We start from the raw sequence: 18,166 nt of genomic DNA on the forward strand, positions 1-18,166 counted from the left end.
GCCAATAGGAGTTAAGAAGGAAGAATTTGGAAGGAGGAAGTACCCCGAAGGTAATTTCTCATTCCGCTTGCTTTTTTCTCAACTCTAAGGCTAGCCGGCGGGCGTGCTTCACGCAGTCGGGCACGCTCACGCCGGCCTGCCAGTTGGCCGCCGCCACAATGCCCTCGGCCGCCAGGGGAGCCACGGCCGCCCGCGCGTCGGCCAGGTGCTGGTCAAACTGCGGAATGCTCCGGGGCCAGTAGTAGCGCCCCTGCCAGCGCGGCGCCCCTCTGATGCCGTAGAGGTGGCTCAGCTCCTGGTGCACCGCCGCGAGCTGCGTGGTTTCGGGCGCCTGAGCCTGCTGCGCAAACTGCGCCCCGCCCACGAAGCTGGTAAAGAGCACCTGCCCGGCCGGCACCCGGTCGGGAAAAAGCGAACTGGTCCAGATAGCGCCGGCCGAATAGGTGCCTTCTACCTTGGGGTTCAGCGCCCCAAACCCGGCTAGGGGGTGCGCCACGGCCGCGCGGTCGTAGGCCGAGTACACGAGCGTCATGGGTGGGTAGCGCACGGCCGCCAGCGCCGCCGCCGCCGCTGGGAAAAGGGGAGCTAGCAGCTTGGCGGCGGCATAGGCAGGCAGCGCCAGGGCCAGGTGCGAGTAAGTGGTTGGCGAGTGTTGGTTGTTGATTGTCAGCTGATAATTGCCATCGGCCAGGCGGCTAACGGCCTGCACCTCCTGGCCAGGGTGGTAGCTCGTGAGTTGGGCAGCCAGCGCGTCGGTCAGCGCCTGCACGCCGCCGCGCAGCGTGATGGTGCGGCGGCGGCCGGTTTTGGGTCCTTTGGCCAGCCCGCGCAGCAGCGAGCCGTACTGGGCCTCCAGCGCCGCGAGCTGCGGAAACGTGAGCGAGAGCAGCAGTTCTGCCGGGTCGCCGGCATAAATGCCCGCCACGAAAGGATTAACGGCATATTGCACCACCTCCGGCCCAAAGTGCCGCGCAAAAAACGCGGCTACCGTTTCGCCCGGCACAAGCGGCGCGGGGCGGCGCAGCAGCTCGGTCAGCAGCCGCAGCTTGGTTTTGAAGCTGAAAAAATTGCTGGCCAGCAGCGCGGGTGGCGAGCCCGGCAGCGCCTGGTATTGCCCGCCGCGCAGCACGTAGCGGTGCTGGCTCACCGGGGCGGCGTCCTGAATAGCCTGGGCTAGCCCCAGCTCGGTCAGTAGCTCTTCCAGCTCGGCGCTCAGCAGCAGCGAGTTGGGGCCGGCTTCGAGTTGGTAGCCCGCGGGTGCTAGGGGCGAGAGCAGGTTGCCGCCCGGCCGGGGGCTGGCCTCCAGCAGGTCGTAGGCGACGCCCGCTTGTTGCAGATAATAAGCCAGCGTGAGGCCGGTGAGGCCGCCGCCGAGAATGGCAATGCGCATCCGGCAAAAGTACCTTCGCCCCATGAATCAAGCAGTTTTTCTGGACCGCGACGGCGTGCTCAACGAAGAAATGGGCGATTATGTGTGGACGCCCGACCGCTTCCGCATCTGCCCCGGCGTGCCCGAGAGCCTGGCTCGCCTCAAGGCCGCCGGCTACTACCTCATTGTGGTTACCAACCAGGCCGGTATTGCCAAAGGGCTCTATACCCGGGCCGAAGTGCTGGCCTGCCACGAGCTTTTGCAGCAAGCCTGTGATTACCAACTCGACGCCTTGTATTGCTCCGAAAATCACCCCTCGGTCAGCGAGTCGATTTTTCGCAAGCCCGACTCCGGGATGCTCGAAAAAGCCGTGGCGCGCTTTCGCCTCGACCCGGCCCGCTGCTGGCTGGTGGGCGACCGCGCCCGCGACATAGAGGCCGGCGCCCGGCTGGGGGTGCGCGGCATCCTGGTGGGCCATTCGGAGCTAGTTGCGTATGAGCCGCGAGTAGCTGATTTACGGGCAGCTACCGAGTTGATTCTGGCGGCTGGCTAGCCTCATGCTAGGTGGCTGCTTCCCCATAGAACGAGGCTAGCGCCTCCAGCAGGCGCGGGTACTCATAGGTAAAGCCCTGGCTCAGCACTTTGTTGGCGCTCACCCGCTGCGAGCCAAGCACGATTTCGCTCATCTCGCCCATCGCCAGCTTTAGGCCGAAAGCGGGCACCTTGGGCAGCAGCAGCGGGCGGTGCATTACCTGGGCCAGCGTTTCAGTAAATTCTTGATTGGTAGCGGGGTTGGGGGCCACGGCGTTGTATTCGCCCTGCCACCGTGCGCTTTCCAGCATCTGCATCAGCAGGCGGCACAGGTCGTCGAGGTGAATCCAGCTCATGTACTGCCGGCCCGACCCTAGCGGGGCACCGGCGCCGTAGCGCACGGTTTTGGCGATGGGCACCAGCGCCCCGCCTTCGGGGCTGAGCACGATGCCGATGCGCGGCAGCACCACCCGCGGCCCCAGCTCGCTGATGCGCCGGGCCGCCGCCTCCCACTGCACCACCACGTCGGCCAGGAAGTCATCACCCGGCGCCGCCGTGGGCGAGTCTTCGTACAGCATCTCGTCGCCCCGGTCGCCATAAACCCCAATGGCCGAGGCCGATAGCAGCGTTTGCACGTGGTGGCCGGGTTTGGCTAGCTCGCGGTAAAGCAACTCCAGCCCATCGAGGCGCGAGCGAATAATCTCGTGCTTGCGCTCGGGCGTCCACTTGCCCTCGGCCACGCTGCTGCCGGCCAGGTTTACTACGCAGTCGGCGTAGGGGAGGGCCGCCGGGTCGATGGTGCCGCCCTGCGGGTCCCAGCCAAAAAGCCGAAAGTGACTAACCTTCTGCGGGTCGCGCGTGAGCAGGGCCACCTCGTGGCCGCCATCAATCAGCAGCCCTGCCAGCCGCTGCCCTATCAGGCCCGTGCCACCCGTGATGAGAATTTTCATTACTGCGTACTTCGTATATAGTTAGGATTTGACGACCGACCTACGTTACCCGGGCTCCTTATTTCCCAATCTGGCGCAAAAATTCATTGCGCAAATTGCTGTCTGCTAAAAATTTGCCCCCGTACTCGCTCGTAATCGTCGAGCTGCTGGTGTCGTTCACGCCCCGGCTCATTACGCACAGGTGGTCGGCCTCGATAAGCACGGCCACGTCGTCGGTCCCCAGGCTCTGGCGCAGGTGCTCGGCCACCTGCCGCGTGAGGCGCTCCTGTACCTGCGGCCGGCGGGCGTAGTACTGCACCACGCGGTTGAGCTTGCTAAGGCCAACCACGTGCTTACCAGGTAGGTACGCCACGTGGGCCTTGCCAATGATGGGCACAAAATGGTGCTCACAGCACGAAAACAGCGTGATGTCGCGCTCCACCAGCAGTTGCTGGTACTGGTAGCGGTTTTCGAACAGCCGTACCTCGGGCCGGTGCTCGGGGTTAAGGCCCTTAAACCATTCTTGCACAAACATTTTAGCCACGCGCTGGGGCGTGCCGGCCAGGCTATCGTCGGTCAGGTCGAGGCCCAGCTCCTGCATAATAGCCCGAAAGTGGCCGCTGATGGCCCCAATTTTTTCCTCGTCGGGGCGGGCAAAGGCGTCGGGGCGCAGGGGTGTGCGCAGGCCAGCGGGCAAGTGGGCGTCGGGGTGGCGCCCGCTAGGGTGGTCGGCAGGCGGCCCGGCAAAATTATTCTCCATAGTAATCCACAAAATTACGGTCGGTTTCGTGGAGCGTCACGGCCAGCGTCAGTGCGGCCGGCAGCGCCGCCCGCAGCCGCCGCCAAATGACGACGGCAATGTTCTCGGCCGTGGGGTTAAGCTCCCGAAAATCCTCCGTATCGAGGTTGAGATTGCGGTGGTCAAAACGATTGAGCACCTGGGTTTTGATGATGTCGCTCAGCTGCTTCAGGTCAAAGACGTAGCCCGTATCAGGGTCTATGTCGCCGGTCAGACGCACGGTCAGGTTATAATTGTGGCCGTGGTAGTTGGGGTTGTTGCACTTGCCAAACACCTGCTGGTTGCGCGTCGCATCCCAGGCCGGATTGTGCAGGCGGTGGGCCGCGTTGAAGTGTTCGGAGCGGCAGATAGTGAGCTGAGGCATGGGGGTTAAAACCGCTGGCATCGGCTTTTGTTGAGCCGGCGCCAGGTAAGCAGCTTGTTGGATTTAACAAATAAAAAAAGTAATACTTTCTCGGTCTTTGGCTCGCTTCTTTTTCGGTCGCCGTTGTACTTAACGCATAAAAAATTAACTCAGCGAAAAAAATGCGTTTTCACCTCACACAGTTGCGATAAAGTGCTTAAATTTGGGCGGTGAGAGAACCATACTGAGTTCACTTCTTTCGTTTTTACTTCTTCTACTTATCTTTTTTTACCCGATGAAACGAAACGTTCTACTTCTTTTTTTGCTATTGCTAGGGGCTTTACACGCATCAGCCCAGCGCTCGCCGGTGGATGAAGCCGACCAGAATATCAACAATATTCCGCGCAAAGGCCAGCGGGTTAGCCTGCAGCTCGACAACAAGCGGGTGGAAACGTCCTGGATTAAGCAGCTAAACGAGCAATTTCCGGGCAAGGTGAAGAACAACAAAGGCATTATCACGATGGACGGCGTGACGATTCCGGATGTTTCGCCCACGCCGGTGCGGGTTATCAGCCGCGTCGATGCCCTGCCCACCGGCACGGGCGTGTGGTGGAGCATCGACCTAGGCAACGCCTACCTGGGCCAGGCTTCGACCCCGACGCAGTGGAAAGCCGCTGAAAAATACCTGAAGGACTTTGCCCGCTCGATGTACCGCGAAGACCTCGTGGCGCAGATTACCGATGCCGAAAAGGCGCTGGTGACCTCGCAAAACAACCACATGGCCGTTATCGGCAAGGCCGATGCCATTAAGAAAGATATTGAGCGCAACAAGGCCCGTAAGCTCGAAATTCAGCAGCAGCTGGCTGCCAATGCTGCTGAATTGCAGCAGCTTAACAATCAGGTTGACTCGAACCTGAAGGAGCAGGAAGCTGCCCGCGCCGACATTGTGAACATGCGCGTGGCCCTGGAGGCCGTGAAAGAGCGCATGAGCAAAATTGAATAACCTCCTTCTGCATAAGTACCGAAACCCCGCCGGGCCCCGGCGGGGTTTTTTATTGGCCGTAGGCTAACCCGCGCCCACTGCCTTGCGTTGAGGACCCGGACAAGCCCTTTGGTTTGCCCACCCATTTCCCTTAAGTCCGCATCATGGAAAAGACCGAAGTTCAACACCAAGTACACCTGGAAGGCGCCATTAAAATCCTGACTGGCGACCTCAGCGAAGAAGCCAGCCGCGCCGGCATCGACAACCAGCTGCAACGGTGGATTGAAGACCTGAAAGCCACCCACAACGCCGAGTTTCACCAGCTGGTAACCGACCTGCAAGCCCTGAAGGCGCTGCTGCACGGCGGCACTTACGATGGCGACCAGGTAGGCCGCCTGCTGCACCACTTAGGTACCGAAACTACCCGCACGGCGCACTTTGCCGAGGGCAACACCCGCACGCACGTCGAGAAGCTGGGCGCCGCCCTGCTCGCCGCCGCCGGCCAGCTGCAAGGCCCCAGCACCACGCCCGAGCAAGACCTGAAGCACAATAACCAGGGGCTCGATACCCAGGCGTAGTACGCAGCCTATCGCTAGCCTCCCTTTTTTGAAGCGGTGTTGCGCAGCCTGTCTAGGGTGCGCGACACCGCTTTTGAGTAGCCAGCCAGTTCCTGAAAGCTACCCAATGGTAATTTTATTATATGAAAATATTTGTATATTACACCTTGTCGGATACGGTTCGAACGCAGCTTGAGCAGGGGCTGCCCGTGGAGTGTGAAGTGACCTATGCCAGCGATTTGCCCGCCGCTGAGCAAGCCGCCGCGTGCCGGCAAACGGAGCTGCTATTTGGTAATCCGCCGCCCGAATGGCTGGCGGGCAAGCTGCCGCACCTGCGGCTGTGGCAGCTCGACTCGGCAGGGTTCGACCGCTACCAGGGGCTAGCAGTAGCGGCACCGGTGGCTAACATGGGCGATTATTTTGCCTGGCCCTGCGCCGAGACTATGGTGGCGGGCCTGCTAGCCTTCTACCGCGCCTTGCCCGAGCTGCTGCGCCTGCAAGCCGAGCGGCGCTGGGTGGGAGCTCCCATCCGGGGGCGCATGGGGCTGCTGCGCGATAAGCGCGTCATTATCCTGGGGGCCGGCGCCATTGCGCGGGCCGTGCGCCAGCAGCTCAGCGGCTTTGGCTGCGCGGTGCAGCTGCTAGCCCGCACCCACCCGCAGGCGCAGCTGCGCTCGCGGGCCGACCTGCGAATGGCTTTGCCGCACACTACTATTGTGGTAAACTGCCTGCCCGGCAGCGCCGATAAGTATTTTGCGGCCGAAGAATTTGCCGCGCTGCCGCCTGGCAGTATCTACGCCAGCGTAGGTCGGGGCAATACTACCGACGAGCCTGCGCTGCTCGCGGCGCTGCAAGCCGGCCACCTGGCCGGGGCGGTGCTCGACGTAACCGAAACCGAGCCGCTACCGGCTAGCCACCCCTTCTGGACTATGCCGCAGGTGCTGCTGACCCAGCACACCGGCGGTGGCCAGCCCCATGAAGCCGAAGGCAAAGTAGCCCAGCTGCTTCGCAACCTGGCGCACCTGCAAGCCGGCCGGCCCCTCGAAAACCTGGTGACTTTGCAGCGCGGGTATTAAGAACGAGCAGCAGACTGCTCACTGCTCACTGGCAGCTGTTTAGCCGGCTGTTGCAACAACTCGGCGGCTTCCTCGTCGGTAAGCACGCGGGCTTCGGTGTCCCCGTCGGGGAAGAGCAGACGGCTGGCGGCCTGGCGCAGCTCATCGAGGCGCGCCAGGGCATCGGCCACGGTGGGGTGGGCTTCGAGGCGGGCCAGCAGGCCACTGGCACGGGCCGCTTGAAACAGCTTTTCGAGCACAAACGGCAGCACCCAGCCGGCCACGTTAGTCATAAAAGCCCCGCGCAACCCCAGGCGCAGCAGCAGGCGGGCGGCCATGCGCTCCAGCAGCAGCGCCTTGGCGGCGGGCAACGCCTTATCAGCCAGAAAGTCGGCCACCAGGCGGGCGTGGCCGCTCTGAATTTCGGCCCGCAGCACCTCCTGCACCGAGTCGAGGGCACGCTGGGCTAGCCGCCGAAACAAGCGGCCCGTTTGCCAGGCCCGCAGGCTGGTTTGGCGGGCCGCATCGAGTACCTGGCCGGGAAAAGCAGTGGGAAGCGAAAAGTATTTCATAAAGCAGCAAGCCAGCGTAGCGGCGCGGCCTATTCATACGGCCAGCTCCGGGCAAAGGACATAAATGAGCCGGCTAAAAGCTTTTATCTAGAAAATGTTTTTTAGCTAAAAAACTACTATTTAATAAGATAGTGCCAAGGGTTTAAGCTGGTGGCCTCGTTCGGTAGGAGACCTGAAACCTGCGTCTGACTTTTACTGTTAGAAAGCGATATTGGCAAAATTATGAGATAAAAGAGGAGAAACGTATTTTGCCAGCTACTCCGAATACTTGTCTCACAACCGGCTCGCCTTTTTCTACATGTCCGATTTATTGCTCGATATCAACCTCCAACAAGTGCCGGATAGCTACTTGGCCGGTGCTTGGCGGGTAGCGCGCCGGGTAGTTAATCGTGCCGACCCCGACAGTCCGCTGGCCCAAGCCACCAACCTGGTACTCAACGACGACCTGCTGCAATTGCAGGCCCCCTCGCTGCACGAAACCGGCAGTTGGGCCGTGCAGCGCGATGAATTGCTGAACCGGCCCTACCTGCGCCTCAATTTTCCGACCGAGGAAATGAAGGCCCTCGTGACGCGCCTGCGCCGCACCGCCGATGGCGCGCGCAGCCAGCTCAACCTGTATTTCAGCTCGGGCCTCGAAATGCAGCTCGACCGTCCCTAGCGCTTGATTATCAGTTGTTTTTAGTTGCTCTAGCCGTTTTTTCTTCCCGTGATTACTCCCGCCGCGCCTGGCTTACCCCAAAAAACTGAGGACGAGTTTCTGTTTCTGGCCGATTTTATTCCGCAGCTGGTCTGGATAACCGACCCGACGGGCTTTCATACCTATTTCAACCAGCGCTGGATTGATTATACCGGCTACACGCTGGCCGACAGTGTGGGGCCCGATATGTGGAACAACCTGCTGCATCCCGACGACCAGGAGCGAGCCCGCCGGGTGTGGGGCCACTCGCTGGCTACCGGCGACGACTACGAAATAGAATACCGCTTTAAGTCCAAAGCCGGCGATTACCGCTGGTTTTTGGGCCAGGCGCTGCCCCGGCGCAATGAGGCGGGCCAAATCATGACGTGGTTTGGCACCTGCACCGACATTCACGACCAGAAGCTAGCCAGCAACAAGCTAAAAGAGCGGGAAGAGGAATTTGCAACGCTGGCCGATAACATCTCGCAGCTAGCCTGGATGGCCCGGCCCGATGGTCACATCTACTGGTACAACAAGCGCTGGTACAAATACACCGGCACTGACCTGGCCGAAATGGAAGGCTGGGGCTGGGAAAAAGTGCATCACCCCGACCACATCAAGCCCGTAGTTGACTTCGTGAAGCAGGCCTGGGACAAGGGCGAGCCGTGGGAATTGACGTTCCCGCTGCGCCGCAACGATGGCGAGTACCGCTGGTTTTTGACCCGCGCCGTGCCCGTGCGCGACGAGCAGGGCCGCACAGTGCGCTGGCTAGGCACCAATACCGACATAACGGAGATGCGCCAGCTGCAAGAGCAGCTCCAAAACTCGTACAACGACCTCGAAGCCAAAGTCACCTTCCGCAACTTGGAGCTGGAGCACGAGGTGCAGCGCCTGCGCAAGCAGCTTGGGCCGCAGTAAGGCAACACCAAGGAATTCAGAAAAGCCGGCCCTGGGCCGGCTTTTTTTAGTAACAAGCCTGCCTGTGAGCCGGCAAAACGGCGGCCGTACCTTTACGGCGGGCTAGCCCCCTTGGCTCGCCGGCCCTAGCTTTCTGCGTGATGAACAAAATTTATTGCCCCAGCCTGACTGAGTATAAGCGCCGCGTGGCGCGCGTGGTGAACATCGGCGGCGTGCCGCTGGGCGGCGACTATCCCATCCGGGTGCAGAGCATGACCACCGTGGATACGATGGACACGCTGGGCTCGGTAGAGCAGACGCTGCGCATGGTGGAGGCTGGCTGCGAATACGTGCGCATCACGGCCCCCAGCGTGAAGGAGGCGCAGAACCTGCTGGCTATCAAGAAGGAGCTACGGGCGCGCGGCTGCAACGTGCCGCTCATTGCTGATATTCACTTCACGCCCAACGCCGCCGAGCTAGCCGCCCGCATCGTGGAGAAAGTGCGCGTGAACCCCGGCAACTACGCCGATAAGAAGAAATTCGAGGAAATTGACTACACCGACGCCAGCTATGCGGCCGAGGTCGAGCGCATTCGTGAGCGGTTCCGGCCGCTGGTCAAGATTTGCAAGGAGCACGGCACGGCCATGCGCATCGGCACCAACCACGGCTCGCTTTCGGATAGAATCCTGAGCCGCTACGGCGATACGCCGCTCGGCATGGTGGAGTCGGCGCTGGAGTTTTTGCGTCTCTGCGAAGAAGAAAACTATTATGACGTGGTGCTGAGCATGAAAGCCAGCAACACCCAGGTGATGGTGCAGGCCTACCGCCTGCTGGTGCAGAAGCTCGACGAGGAAGGCCTGCAGCCTTACCCGCTGCACCTGGGTGTTACGGAGGCCGGCGAGGCCGAGGACGGCCGCATCAAGAGCGCCGTGGGCATCGGCACGCTGCTCGAAGACGGGCTCGGCGACACCGTGCGCGTGAGCCTGACCGAAGCGCCCGAAGCTGAGGCGCCGGTGGCCAAGATGCTGATTGACCGCTACGTGGGTCGCGCCGCGCTAGCCCAGCCCATCAGGCCGCTGACTGGCCCCGAGCCGCTGGACCCTTTCCAGTACCATCGCCGGACTACGCACGAGGTGCTCAATATTGGTGGGCTGAACGTGCCGCGCGTAATGGCTGACTTTTCGCGCCTGCCGCAGCGCGAGTATGCCGACCTGCGCGCGGCCGGCCACCTCTATTCGCCCTTCCTCGACAAGTTTCAGATGTCGGACCTGGGCGCCGACTACGTGTTTACGGGCGAGCGGCCGCTGCCTTATATGCTGCCCAATGGCCTGAAGGAAATCGTGACCTATCCGGCCTGGGTAGACGCGGGCCGGCGCCCGCAGCATTTTCCGCTCATAACGGCCGGCACCTACATGCAGGCTAGCCCTAGTCAGCTGCATCCGCAGCTCAATTTTCTGCTACTGGAAACCAGCGCCCTCGACCAGCCGCTTTTCAACCGCCTGCGCGCCGATGCTACGGTAGTAGTAGTGCTCGAAACCACCAACGCCCACGCCATGCCCGACCTGCGCCGGGCCTTTTTCGACCTCATCGAGCAGCAGATAACATGCCCGGTAATCATTTGCCGCTGCTACCCGCTGCAAGCCCCCGCCCAAACCCAGCTCGACGCGGCCACCGATGCCGGCGGCCTGCTCATCGATGGCCTAGGCGATGGCCTGGCCCTGGGCGCCCGCTTTCTGCCCAGCAGCCTGCCCCAGGCCGAGTGGCTCGACGAGCTCACTAACCTCAACCAGCTGGCTTTCGGCATCTTGCAGGCCGCCCGCACCCGCATGAGCAAGACTGAGTACATCAGCTGCCCCAGCTGCGGCCGCACGCTCTTCGACTTGCAGGAAACCACGGCCATGATTCGGCAGCGCACCGACCACCTCAAGGGCATCAAAATCGGCATCATGGGCTGCATCGTGAATGGCCCCGGCGAAATGGCCGACGCCGACTACGGCTACGTGGGCGTGGGCAAAGGCAAAATCGCCCTTTACCGCGGCCAGGAAGTCATCAAAAAAGCCGTGCCCGAAGAGCGCGCTGTCGACGAGCTGATTGAACTGATGCGCGAGGACGGCAAGTGGATTGAAAAGGAAGTGGTGGACGAGCCAGTGGGAGTGTAGTGCGTCGGTTCAGCAGCTATTGAAATTGTCTGACGGAATACTAGTTGAGCTTATATTATTAAATGCTGCCCGGACCCGATAACGGCTTCTTATTCATATTATTCATCAGTCTTGGTATAAATACACAAGTGGTGTTCATGTGCAAGCGCGAGTGGCTAGCATCAAAATACTTGATAATGCGCTTGCTGTTTTTTGATACATTATTGTTTCTTGTGGCAATGTTGCTTTCGCTTGCAGAATTTAATACTCTTGATGATTACTATTTAATTTTGAAACTCCCTCTGCTTTCTCTTATAATGTACAAGGGCATGGAGGCGTTATTCATAAAGTTGTTTGGGTACAGACCAAGAGACACTTGGCATACTCGTGATTGGGCACTGATGAAGGATGGATTCTTCAACATCCTTTTCTTTTCCCTAGGAACTATAGTGCCGGTAATATTAATTTTTGCCCAGGCCTTATGACCCCTGCAATATGAAGACTGTTTAGGAGGTCTGAAAATTAACGACTCAAAAATAACTCCTTAAACCGCGCCAGTTCTTCTATTTCCCGCCGCACATAAGCGTTGAAAAACGACTCGCCAACTTGCCTTTTTAACACCGAAATACCAGTATCAATTAGCCGCAGGCCCTTTGTTGTGAGCAATACATTGTCAAAGCGCTCGCCGGGCAGGTTGGATGGACGCTGTAGGTCGTGATGCACAAAGCCGGCCGCGTGAAGCGTTTGTAGCTCTTCGCTGAAAACGTCGAACCAGCTTTCGCGCATCTCTACTTCGTAGGCCCGAAAATCAATGGGATAGATACGCTCCATTACCAGCATTTCAGCGCCCAGCGCCTCGTTTATTTCCAGGCGGTTGAATTTTACTACCAAGCCATTTACTTCATTGGCAAAGCGCATTTTTTCGGCCTCGGAGCCAATGTCGGAGCGCGTGTCTTCGCTGAATATTTTACCAACTTCGGTTTCCGAAAGGGCAATAACAGCGTTGTTGGCACCGCGCGAAAGCTGCCGGGGGTAGCGTTTGGGTTCCATAGAGGCTAGCGGCATTTTTCCTTGCGCCGCGTGTCGATGATGTGCGCGATTTTCCAGCCGCCGGCTAGCTTCACCAATTGAAAGGAGTCGTAGCCACAGTGGCTGAAAGTGCTGCCTAGGTAAAACTCGTAGGGTGCCCACACGCTGGCCAGATTGGCATCGATGAGCACCCGCTCGAACTGCACGCGCTCGTCCCACACTGCCGGATGGGGCGTACCCACGGCTTTCAGAAAGCCGCTGATGCTCTCCGTTTCGAGGGTAGTGGGCTGGCCGGGCTTGGTGCCCAGCCCGTGAAAAACTGCGCCTGGAGCTAAGGTGCTGCGCACCAGCGTACTATCGCCGCGCCGCATGCCGTCAAAAAAAGTGGTGACGACTCGCTGCACGGCCTGTGTTTCGGGAGCAGCTTTTTGGGCAATGGCGGGGCTGGCACCGGCGGCCAGCAGCAGGCAGAGCAGGGTGGGGCAGGGGCGCATGGGCGGCTGAGTAAGGCAGAAAGGCTACTAGCCCGCAAGTTGCGCCCAAAAGCTGGTTGGGGCGGGGCGTAGCTTTACGGACGCATGCATGCTTCTGCTGTTTCTTCCGCCCTGGCCGGCCACCTGGCGGCAACTGGTTACGCTGTCCGGCCCGCGCTCTACACCGAGGCCGAGCTGGCGGCGCTACTCGCCTGCATTGAAAGCGCGCCCGCCGCTAGCCCCAATTTTCGCCGTAGCCAGGACGTATTTGCCATTCGCAACCTGCTGGGCGAGTTGCCCGCGCTGTGGCCGCTGCTCGATACGCCTGCGCTACGTGGGCTGCTGGCTGAGCTGTTTCCGGCAGGCTGCCACCTCACTAAGGCTATCTACTTCGACAAGCCGGCGGGCTCCAACTGGCTCGTGGCCTGGCACCAGGATTTGATGATAAACGTAGCCAGCCGCGCCGAGGTGCCCGGCTACGGCCCCTGGACCACCAAAGCCGGCTGGGTGGCCGTGCAGCCCCCGGCGGCCGTGCTCGAAAACACCGTCACCGTTCGCCTGCACCTCGATGACTGCGACGCCACCAACGGAGCCCTCAAAGTGGTGCCCGGCTCGCACCGCTACGGCGTAGTACCCGCCGAAGACATTGCTGCTCAAACTGCTACGGCCGTAGGGTGCCCCGTGCCCGCCGGCGGAGCCATGCTTATGAAGCCACTGCTACTCCACGCCTCGCACCGCAGCACCAGCGCCCGGCCGCGCCGGGTCATTCACCTCGAGTTTTCGGCCGAAGAGCTGCCAGCCTGGCTAGCCTGGCGCGAGCGGCGGGCCGTGGCTAGCCAGTAGTCCGCCGGCATTGGCCTAGTCCTGAGGGGCTTCCTCCTCATGGGGCTTCAGAATGCGCGGTATTTCGGCCACGGGCTCGGGGCGCCGCTCTTCGGGCACGGCGCGGCCTTGCAGGGCGAGCTGGTGGCGGGCTTCGTCAAACTCGCCTTCGCTTTTGGCAATAACCAGCGTGGCCACGCCATTGCCGATAACGTTGGTAATGGCTCGCGCCTCGCTCATAAATCTATCGACCCCGAGCAGCAGCGCCACGCTCTCGACCGGAATGGTTTTGGTGGCGGCTAGGGTCGAGGCCAGCACAATAAAGCCCGAGCCCGTGACGCCCGCCGCGCCCTTGCTCGTGACCACCAGAATGGCAATGAGCGAGAGCTGCTGCGTGAGCGACAGCGGAATGTTAAACGCCTGGGCCAGAAAGATAACTGCGATGGAAAGGTAGATAGACGTGCCGTCCAGATTAAACGAATAGCCAGTAGGAATAACCAGGCCCGCCACCGAGCGCGAGCAGCCGTAGCGCTCCAGCTTGTCAATCATGCGCGGCAGCGCCGACTCGGACGACGAGGTGCCGAGCACCAGCAAAATCTCTTCCTTTATAAAACTCAGATACGGCCCTAGGCGCAGCTTATAAGCGCGCAAAATGAGGTTCAGGACCACGAAAATGAATAAAAACATGGTCAGGTATACCACCAGCATGAGCTTGCCCAGCGGCAATAGCGTGGCTAGCCCATACTTGCCGATGGTGAAGGCCATACCGCCAAATGCCCCGAGGGGCGCGAGCTTCATCACCAAGCCCAGCACCCCAAACATAGCGTGCGACAGCCGGTCGAAGGTCTTAACCAGCGGCTGGGCGGGCTCGCCCAACCGGTTGAGCGCCAGCCCGAAGAGCACTGCAAACAGTAGCACTTGCAGAATGTCGCCCTTGGCGAAGGCGCCCACCACATTGTCGGGCACAATGTGCGTGAAGAACTCGACCCAGTTTAGCTCGCCGGCCTGAGTGGTGTACTTGGCCGCCTCGGTCGTTTTTTGGCTGTCTTGCAGCACGGCCTGGGCGGTGGCCTGCACGCCGGCGCCCGGCTGCGTCAGGTTGGCCGCCGCAATGCCGATAGCCAGGGCTAGCGTCGTCACTAGCTCGAAGTAGAGCAGCGCCTTACCACCCACGCGCCCCACTTTACCCAGGCTGCCCATGCCCGCAATGCCCAGCACCACCGTCAGGAAAATGATGGGCGCAATCAGCATCTTGATGAGGCTGATAAACGTGTCGGCCAGCGGCTTAAGCGCTGCCCCGAAGGCCGGAAACAGCCTACCCACCAGCACGCCCAGCGCGATGGCCGTGAGCACCTGCACGGTGAGATTAGAAGAGATTCGTTTCATCAAGTGGAAAAGGACAGCAAGGTCGAATGGGGGCCGCAAAGCTATTGCTTGCACCCTAGCCCGGCCGATAAATCTGGATTTTCGACAATCTTTCTGGCGCGGCCGGTGTTACTTTGGCACACCCATTTTCGCCCCGACATGAACGGCAAAAACCTTTTCGATTTCGGCCCCGCGCTTGGCTATTTCTTCCGCAAGAACGACCCCGCGCGCAAAACCAATTTCAACCTGCGTACCATGCACTTCATTAATAAGCTGAGCATGGCCATGTTTCTGGTCGGCCTGTGCGTGCTGCTGTACCGCTGGTTTCTGCGCTAGGCTACTGCTAAAATGAACATCGAAGACTACCGCGACTTCTGCCTGAGCCTGCCCGGCACTACTGAGGAAACGCCCTTCGGCCCCGATACGTTGGTGTTTAAGGTGGGCGGTAAGATATTCGCCCTCACCAGCTTGCAGACGTTTGAAAGCTTCAATGTGAAGTGCGAGCCCGAGCGGGCCGTGGAGTTGCGCGAGCGCTATGACTACGTGCGGCCCGGCTTTCACATGAATAAAAAGCACTGGAATACGGTGCTCGTGGGCACCGGCGCTACCGATGCGCAGTTGCGCGAGTGGCTCACCGAATCGTACCAGCTCATTGTGGCGGCCCTGCCCAAGGCCGTGCGGGCCGAGCTACAGGAAGCCGCCGAGTAACCCCCTAGCCCCATGCAGATTAGCAGCCGATTTTCCGTAGCCGTGCACGTGCTCACGCTGCTGGCCGTGACGCCCGCCGGCGAGCTGCTGACCTCCGACCGCATGGCGGGCAGCGTCAATACCAACCCGGTGGTAATCAGGCGCATCTTGGGGCAGCTCAAAAAAGCGGGGCTAGTGGAAGTGCGCGCGGCCGTGGGCGGCACCCACCTGCGACGCGCCGCCGCCGATATTACGCTGCTCGATGTGTACCGGGCCGTGGAGGTGGTGGAGGGCGACCTCTTTAGCGTGCACGACAAGCCCAACCCCAAATGCCCGGTGGGCCGCAACATTCAGGCGGCCCTCGAAGACACCCTGCACCGCGCCCAGGCCGCGCTCGAGCAGCAGTTGGCCGGCGTGAGCGTGGCCCAGATGGCGGCCGGCATGGGCAAGCCGGTGGGCTAGCCCTCTTTTTTTACGGCTTATTGTAACAGTATTGGTTACAATTTAGTTAAAGCTTCATACCTTTGCCGCAGCGGCGCCTGAGTCAGCGCATACTATTGTCTCAGGTGCTTAACCTTTAGATTATTACCTATGAAAATCGCCCTTCTCGGAGCCACCGGTTTTGTCGGTTCGCGGCTGCTGCGCGAAGCCCTCACGCGCGGCCACCAGGTAACGGCCATTGTGCGCGACCCGGCCAAGCTCACCGAAACCAGCGACCTGCTGACCGTGGTAACCGGCGACGTAAACCACCCCGAGCAGCTAGCCCAGCAGCTGGCGGGCCACGATGTGGTGCTTAACGCCTTCAGCGCGGGCTGGACTAATCCCAACCTCTACGACGATTTCCTGGCCGGCTCGCGGGCTATCGAGCAGGCGACGGTGGCGGCCGGCGTGCCGCGCCTGTTTGCCATCGGCGGGGCCGGTAGTCTATTCATCAATGGTCAGCAACTGGTAGATGGCCCCGAGTTTCCGGCCAACATCAAGCCCGGTGCGCTAGCCGCCCGCGACTACCTCAACGAGCTGAAGCATAACACCCAGCTCGACTGGACCTTCTTCAGTCCCGCCATCGAGATGCACCCCGGCATCGACACCGGCCGCACCGGCCACTACCGCCTGGGCACCGAAAGCCCGGTGTTCAACGCCGAGGGCCGCAGTATTCTTTCGGGCGAGGACCTGGCCGTGGCCGTGCTCGATGAGCTGGAGAAGCCTCAGTTTAGCCGCCAGCGCTTTACGGCCGCTTACTAACTTCTTGGACTCTAAGTAACCAAGAAGGCCAGAGCCCACTACTTGGGTTCTGGCCTTCTTGATTATTGAAACTCCTTTGGTATTCCGCTAGCATCGTAATAAAATGTTTAATTGTAAAATAATGCAATGATTATTATTTTATTTAATTGATAAGCAATGTGTTAAAAATTTAAAAGAAATTTTTATGGTGTAGTAATCGTGAACTATGAGAGCTGGTGTACAATTTTAATAAATTTTATCCTTCTTCTCATTCCATGAAAACTCACTTACAGTACTTTTTAAGTTGCCTGTGCTTTTTGGCGTGGACTGCTAACGCGCCGCTTCGAGCGCAGAACCTGAACCTAGCGGTGGGCCGAACGGCCACGGCGTCTTCGGTAGAAAACAGCTCGTATCTGGCTAGCAATGCGACCGATAATGACTACCGCACCCGCTGGTCGAGCGAGTATGCGGATAGCCAGTTTCTGGTGGTTGACCTGGGCGCGATACAAACGATTGACCGCGTGCGGATAGGCTGGGAAGTGGCTTACGGCAAAGACTTTATGCTGCAAGTGTCTAACGATGCGCTGACTTGGACGACGGTAAAAACCGTAACTGGCAATACCCCAACTGACCGCAGTGGCTACTACCTGAACGAATACCCGAACCTGAACAGTAGCGGCCGCTACGTGCGCATGCTCGGCACAGCGCGCAACACGGTTTATGGGTATTCCATCTATGAGTTTGAGGTATTCAGCTTTTCCAACTCGGTCGCTAGCCTCGCCAGCGGCATGTTGGGTTCAGCGTCGAATACGGAGGGAGGCTACGATTCAAGCCTGGCATTTGATGGCAACGAGAATACCCGCTGGTCGACCCTAAATACTACTAACCAAAGTCTGAGCGTGGATTTAGGACAGAATGTGAATATCTCGCGCATCTACTTGAACTGGGAGCAGGCCTACGGCGTCAATTTTGTCGTGCAGTCGTCGAACGATGGCGTGACGTGGACGACCTTTGCTACGTACAGCAACAACCGCGTGCTGTACAACGAGATGGCCGTGGCCGCCAGTGGCCGCTACGTGCGGATGTATGGCCTGGACGGCGGCCAGAACAACGGCGGCTTTTCGCTGTGGGAGTTTCAGGTGTTTGGGACGCCCGCGCCGCTGCCAGTCGCGCTCACGAGCTTCACGGCGGCGGCGCGCGGGGCTGGCGTGACCGTAAGCTGGACCACTGCCAGCGAGCAGAACAACGCTGGTTTTGAGGTGCAGCGCGGCACCGACGGTGTTCAGTTTAAGAGCATAGCTAAAGTAGCTGGCGCGGTTAACAGCCAAATAGCCAAGGCTTACCAATATCTGGATGCCGCCCCGCTGCACGGTGCCAGCTATTACCGACTCAAGCAGATTGACCTTGATGGCCGCGAAACCTACGGCCCTGTAGTGGCGGTGCAGCTAGCTGGCGCGCCCGTGGCTAGCCTCACTATTTACCCCAACCCGACGCCCGACCAAGCTACCGTGCAGTGGGAGGCCGCCGCCGCCAGCGGCGGGCAGTGGCGCCTGGTTACCACTACTGGCCAGGTGGTGCAGCAGCAAAATTTTGAGGTGCAGCCGGGCCCGAATGTCCAAAAGCTTGACCTGCGTGCCCTGCCGGCCGGCAACTACGTGCTGCTGGTAGAAGCTGGCGGCCAGTTGCTGCGCCGCCAGCTGGTGCAGAAGGTGCAGTAAAGC

The 18,166-nt window shown here is 60.1% G+C and carries 21 protein-coding genes; 13 read left to right on the forward strand and 8 right to left on the reverse strand.

Translation table 11 applies throughout. From position 1 onward, the window contains the following. Positions 1-58 precede the first annotated feature (58 nt). Positions 59-1,390 carry a protoporphyrinogen oxidase gene (gene hemG / locus GKZ68_RS04575; protein WP_173111194.1) on the reverse strand — a complete coding sequence of 444 codons (1,332 nt, stop codon included), beginning with the start codon at positions 1,388-1,390 and terminating at the stop codon, positions 59-61. 22 nt (positions 1,391-1,412) lie between these two features. Here hemG and GKZ68_RS04580 point away from each other — a divergent pair, with 22 nt between their 5' ends. Continuing rightward, entirely contained in the window at positions 1,413-1,922 is a 510-nt protein-coding gene (locus tag GKZ68_RS04580; protein WP_173111197.1) for an HAD-IIIA family hydrolase, read from the forward strand. A 7-nt stretch (positions 1,923-1,929) separates the two neighbouring features. Here the strand turns inward: GKZ68_RS04580 and GKZ68_RS04585 are convergent, their stop codons facing one another. Genes GKZ68_RS04585 through GKZ68_RS04595 form a run of 3 tightly spaced genes read right to left on the reverse strand, consistent with a single transcriptional unit; the run spans position 1,930 to position 3,992 of the window. Continuing rightward, positions 1,930-2,850 carry a TIGR01777 family oxidoreductase gene (locus GKZ68_RS04585; protein WP_173111200.1) on the reverse strand — a complete coding sequence of 307 codons (921 nt, stop codon included), beginning with the start codon at positions 2,848-2,850 and terminating at the stop codon, positions 1,930-1,932. 58 nt (positions 2,851-2,908) lie between these two features. Continuing rightward, on the reverse strand, positions 2,909-3,589 hold the full coding sequence (gene folE / locus GKZ68_RS04590) for a GTP cyclohydrolase I FolE (RefSeq protein ID WP_173111203.1): 681 nt from the start codon (positions 3,587-3,589) through the stop codon (positions 2,909-2,911). Next, positions 3,579-3,992 carry a 6-carboxytetrahydropterin synthase gene (locus GKZ68_RS04595; protein ID WP_173111206.1) on the reverse strand — a complete coding sequence of 138 codons (414 nt, stop codon included), beginning with the start codon at positions 3,990-3,992 and terminating at the stop codon, positions 3,579-3,581. Before GKZ68_RS04595 ends, folE begins: the two co-directional genes overlap by 11 nt. A 274-nt stretch (positions 3,993-4,266) precedes the next feature. On the opposite strand from GKZ68_RS04595, the gene GKZ68_RS04600 reads away from it, so the two are divergent. The 3 genes from GKZ68_RS04600 to GKZ68_RS04610 all read left to right on the forward strand — a co-directional run bounded on the left by GKZ68_RS04600 (position 4,267) and on the right by GKZ68_RS04610 (position 6,586). Beyond that, positions 4,267-4,974 carry a hypothetical protein gene (locus GKZ68_RS04600; protein WP_173111209.1) on the forward strand — a complete coding sequence of 236 codons (708 nt, stop codon included), beginning with the start codon at positions 4,267-4,269 and terminating at the stop codon, positions 4,972-4,974. A gap of 143 nt (positions 4,975-5,117) precedes the next feature. Then, positions 5,118-5,531: a hypothetical protein gene (locus tag GKZ68_RS04605; protein ID WP_173111212.1), complete on the forward strand. Its 414-nt coding sequence runs from the start codon at positions 5,118-5,120 to the stop codon at positions 5,529-5,531. A 122-nt stretch (positions 5,532-5,653) separates the two neighbouring features. Further along, entirely contained in the window at positions 5,654-6,586 is a 933-nt protein-coding gene (locus GKZ68_RS04610; RefSeq protein ID WP_173111215.1) for a D-2-hydroxyacid dehydrogenase, read from the forward strand. Here GKZ68_RS04610 and GKZ68_RS04615 read toward each other — a convergent pair. Then, positions 6,583-7,137, reverse strand: coding sequence for a hypothetical protein (locus GKZ68_RS04615; RefSeq protein WP_173111218.1), 555 nt, complete (start codon positions 7,135-7,137; stop codon positions 6,583-6,585). The two genes, GKZ68_RS04610 and GKZ68_RS04615, sit on opposite strands and share 4 nt — an antisense overlap. 298 nt (positions 7,138-7,435) lie before the next feature. Between GKZ68_RS04615 and GKZ68_RS04620 the strand changes: the two genes are divergently transcribed. From GKZ68_RS04620 to ispG, 3 genes are all read left to right on the forward strand, one after another. Next, entirely contained in the window at positions 7,436-7,795 is a 360-nt protein-coding gene (locus GKZ68_RS04620) for a hypothetical protein (RefSeq protein ID WP_173111221.1), read from the forward strand. A 48-nt stretch (positions 7,796-7,843) separates the two neighbouring features. Beyond that, the gene (locus GKZ68_RS04625) at positions 7,844-8,731 is read left to right on the forward strand and encodes a PAS domain-containing protein (protein WP_173111224.1); all 888 of its coding nucleotides are present in this window, start codon (positions 7,844-7,846) and stop codon (positions 8,729-8,731) included. 140 nt (positions 8,732-8,871) lie between these two features. Beyond that, on the forward strand, positions 8,872-10,869 hold the full coding sequence (ispG, locus tag GKZ68_RS04630) for a (E)-4-hydroxy-3-methylbut-2-enyl-diphosphate synthase (protein ID WP_173111227.1): 1,998 nt from the start codon (positions 8,872-8,874) through the stop codon (positions 10,867-10,869). A 501-nt stretch (positions 10,870-11,370) separates the two neighbouring features. Here the strand turns inward: ispG and GKZ68_RS04635 are convergent. Together GKZ68_RS04635 and GKZ68_RS04640 are read right to left on the reverse strand one after the other, a co-directional pair. After that, a complete protein-coding gene (locus GKZ68_RS04635; RefSeq protein WP_173111230.1) occupies positions 11,371-11,898 on the reverse strand; it encodes a hypothetical protein in 528 nt (175 codons plus the stop codon). Between the two features lie 5 nt (positions 11,899-11,903). Further along, positions 11,904-12,371: a nuclear transport factor 2 family protein gene (locus GKZ68_RS04640; RefSeq protein ID WP_173111233.1), complete on the reverse strand. Its 468-nt coding sequence runs from the start codon at positions 12,369-12,371 to the stop codon at positions 11,904-11,906. An 84-nt stretch (positions 12,372-12,455) separates the two neighbouring features. Here GKZ68_RS04640 and GKZ68_RS04645 point away from each other — a divergent pair, with 84 nt between their 5' ends. Beyond that, complete coding sequence (locus tag GKZ68_RS04645) at positions 12,456-13,193, forward strand: phytanoyl-CoA dioxygenase family protein (RefSeq protein WP_173111236.1); 738 nt, start codon at positions 12,456-12,458, stop codon at positions 13,191-13,193. A 15-nt stretch (positions 13,194-13,208) separates the two neighbouring features. Here the strand turns inward: GKZ68_RS04645 and GKZ68_RS04650 are convergent, their stop codons facing one another. Next, positions 13,209-14,558 (reverse strand): dicarboxylate/amino acid:cation symporter, encoded by a 1,350-nt coding sequence (locus GKZ68_RS04650; protein WP_173111239.1) that lies wholly within the window; start codon positions 14,556-14,558, stop codon positions 13,209-13,211. A gap of 3 nt (positions 14,559-14,561) precedes the next feature. Here GKZ68_RS04650 and GKZ68_RS04655 point away from each other — a divergent pair, with 3 nt between their 5' ends. The 5 genes from GKZ68_RS04655 (at position 14,562) to GKZ68_RS04675 (ending at position 18,163) form a co-directional block, all read left to right on the forward strand. Beyond that, the gene (locus GKZ68_RS04655; protein WP_173109574.1) at positions 14,562-14,873 is read left to right on the forward strand and encodes a DUF6728 family protein; all 312 of its coding nucleotides are present in this window, start codon (positions 14,562-14,564) and stop codon (positions 14,871-14,873) included. A gap of 12 nt (positions 14,874-14,885) precedes the next feature. Next, a complete protein-coding gene (locus GKZ68_RS04660; RefSeq protein ID WP_173111242.1) occupies positions 14,886-15,245 on the forward strand; it encodes an MmcQ/YjbR family DNA-binding protein in 360 nt (119 codons plus the stop codon). A gap of 12 nt (positions 15,246-15,257) precedes the next feature. Further along, positions 15,258-15,686: an Rrf2 family transcriptional regulator gene (locus tag GKZ68_RS04665; RefSeq protein ID WP_173111245.1), complete on the forward strand. Its 429-nt coding sequence runs from the start codon at positions 15,258-15,260 to the stop codon at positions 15,684-15,686. Between the two features lie 129 nt (positions 15,687-15,815). Further along, the gene (locus tag GKZ68_RS04670) at positions 15,816-16,466 is read left to right on the forward strand and encodes an NAD(P)-dependent oxidoreductase (protein WP_173111248.1); all 651 of its coding nucleotides are present in this window, start codon (positions 15,816-15,818) and stop codon (positions 16,464-16,466) included. Positions 16,467-16,762: 296 nt separating this feature from the next. After that, positions 16,763-18,163: a discoidin domain-containing protein gene (locus tag GKZ68_RS04675; protein WP_173111251.1), complete on the forward strand. Its 1,401-nt coding sequence runs from the start codon at positions 16,763-16,765 to the stop codon at positions 18,161-18,163. Positions 18,164-18,166: the final 3 nt, after the last annotated feature.

Source organism: Hymenobacter sp. BRD128 (assembly GCF_013256625.1).
In the GTDB taxonomy this organism is placed as follows: domain Bacteria; phylum Bacteroidota; class Bacteroidia; order Cytophagales; family Hymenobacteraceae; genus Hymenobacter.

Coding starts and splice junctions, on each gene's coding strand:
- GKZ68_RS04615 (WP_173111218.1), bottom strand. CDS start 7,137: ATGAAATACTTTTCGCTTCCCACTGCTTTTCCCGGCCAGGTACTCGAT.
- GKZ68_RS04645 (WP_173111236.1), top strand. CDS start 12,456: ATGCATGCTTCTGCTGTTTCTTCCGCCCTGGCCGGCCACCTGGCGGCA.
- GKZ68_RS04620 (WP_173111221.1), top strand. CDS start 7,436: ATGTCCGATTTATTGCTCGATATCAACCTCCAACAAGTGCCGGATAGC.
- hemG (WP_173111194.1), bottom strand. CDS start 1,390: ATGCGCATTGCCATTCTCGGCGGCGGCCTCACCGGCCTCACGCTGGCT.
- GKZ68_RS04635 (WP_173111230.1), bottom strand. CDS start 11,898: ATGGAACCCAAACGCTACCCCCGGCAGCTTTCGCGCGGTGCCAACAAC.
- GKZ68_RS04595 (WP_173111206.1), bottom strand. CDS start 3,992: ATGCCTCAGCTCACTATCTGCCGCTCCGAACACTTCAACGCGGCCCAC.
- GKZ68_RS04580 (WP_173111197.1), top strand. CDS start 1,413: ATGAATCAAGCAGTTTTTCTGGACCGCGACGGCGTGCTCAACGAAGAA.
- folE (WP_173111203.1), bottom strand. CDS start 3,589: ATGGAGAATAATTTTGCCGGGCCGCCTGCCGACCACCCTAGCGGGCGC.
- GKZ68_RS04665 (WP_173111245.1), top strand. CDS start 15,258: ATGCAGATTAGCAGCCGATTTTCCGTAGCCGTGCACGTGCTCACGCTG.
- GKZ68_RS04660 (WP_173111242.1), top strand. CDS start 14,886: ATGAACATCGAAGACTACCGCGACTTCTGCCTGAGCCTGCCCGGCACT.
- GKZ68_RS04600 (WP_173111209.1), top strand. CDS start 4,267: ATGAAACGAAACGTTCTACTTCTTTTTTTGCTATTGCTAGGGGCTTTA.
- ispG (WP_173111227.1), top strand. CDS start 8,872: ATGAACAAAATTTATTGCCCCAGCCTGACTGAGTATAAGCGCCGCGTG.
- GKZ68_RS04650 (WP_173111239.1), bottom strand. CDS start 14,558: ATGAAACGAATCTCTTCTAATCTCACCGTGCAGGTGCTCACGGCCATC.
- GKZ68_RS04610 (WP_173111215.1), top strand. CDS start 5,654: ATGAAAATATTTGTATATTACACCTTGTCGGATACGGTTCGAACGCAG.
- GKZ68_RS04585 (WP_173111200.1), bottom strand. CDS start 2,850: ATGAAAATTCTCATCACGGGTGGCACGGGCCTGATAGGGCAGCGGCTG.
- GKZ68_RS04605 (WP_173111212.1), top strand. CDS start 5,118: ATGGAAAAGACCGAAGTTCAACACCAAGTACACCTGGAAGGCGCCATT.
- GKZ68_RS04640 (WP_173111233.1), bottom strand. CDS start 12,371: ATGCGCCCCTGCCCCACCCTGCTCTGCCTGCTGCTGGCCGCCGGTGCC.
- GKZ68_RS04670 (WP_173111248.1), top strand. CDS start 15,816: ATGAAAATCGCCCTTCTCGGAGCCACCGGTTTTGTCGGTTCGCGGCTG.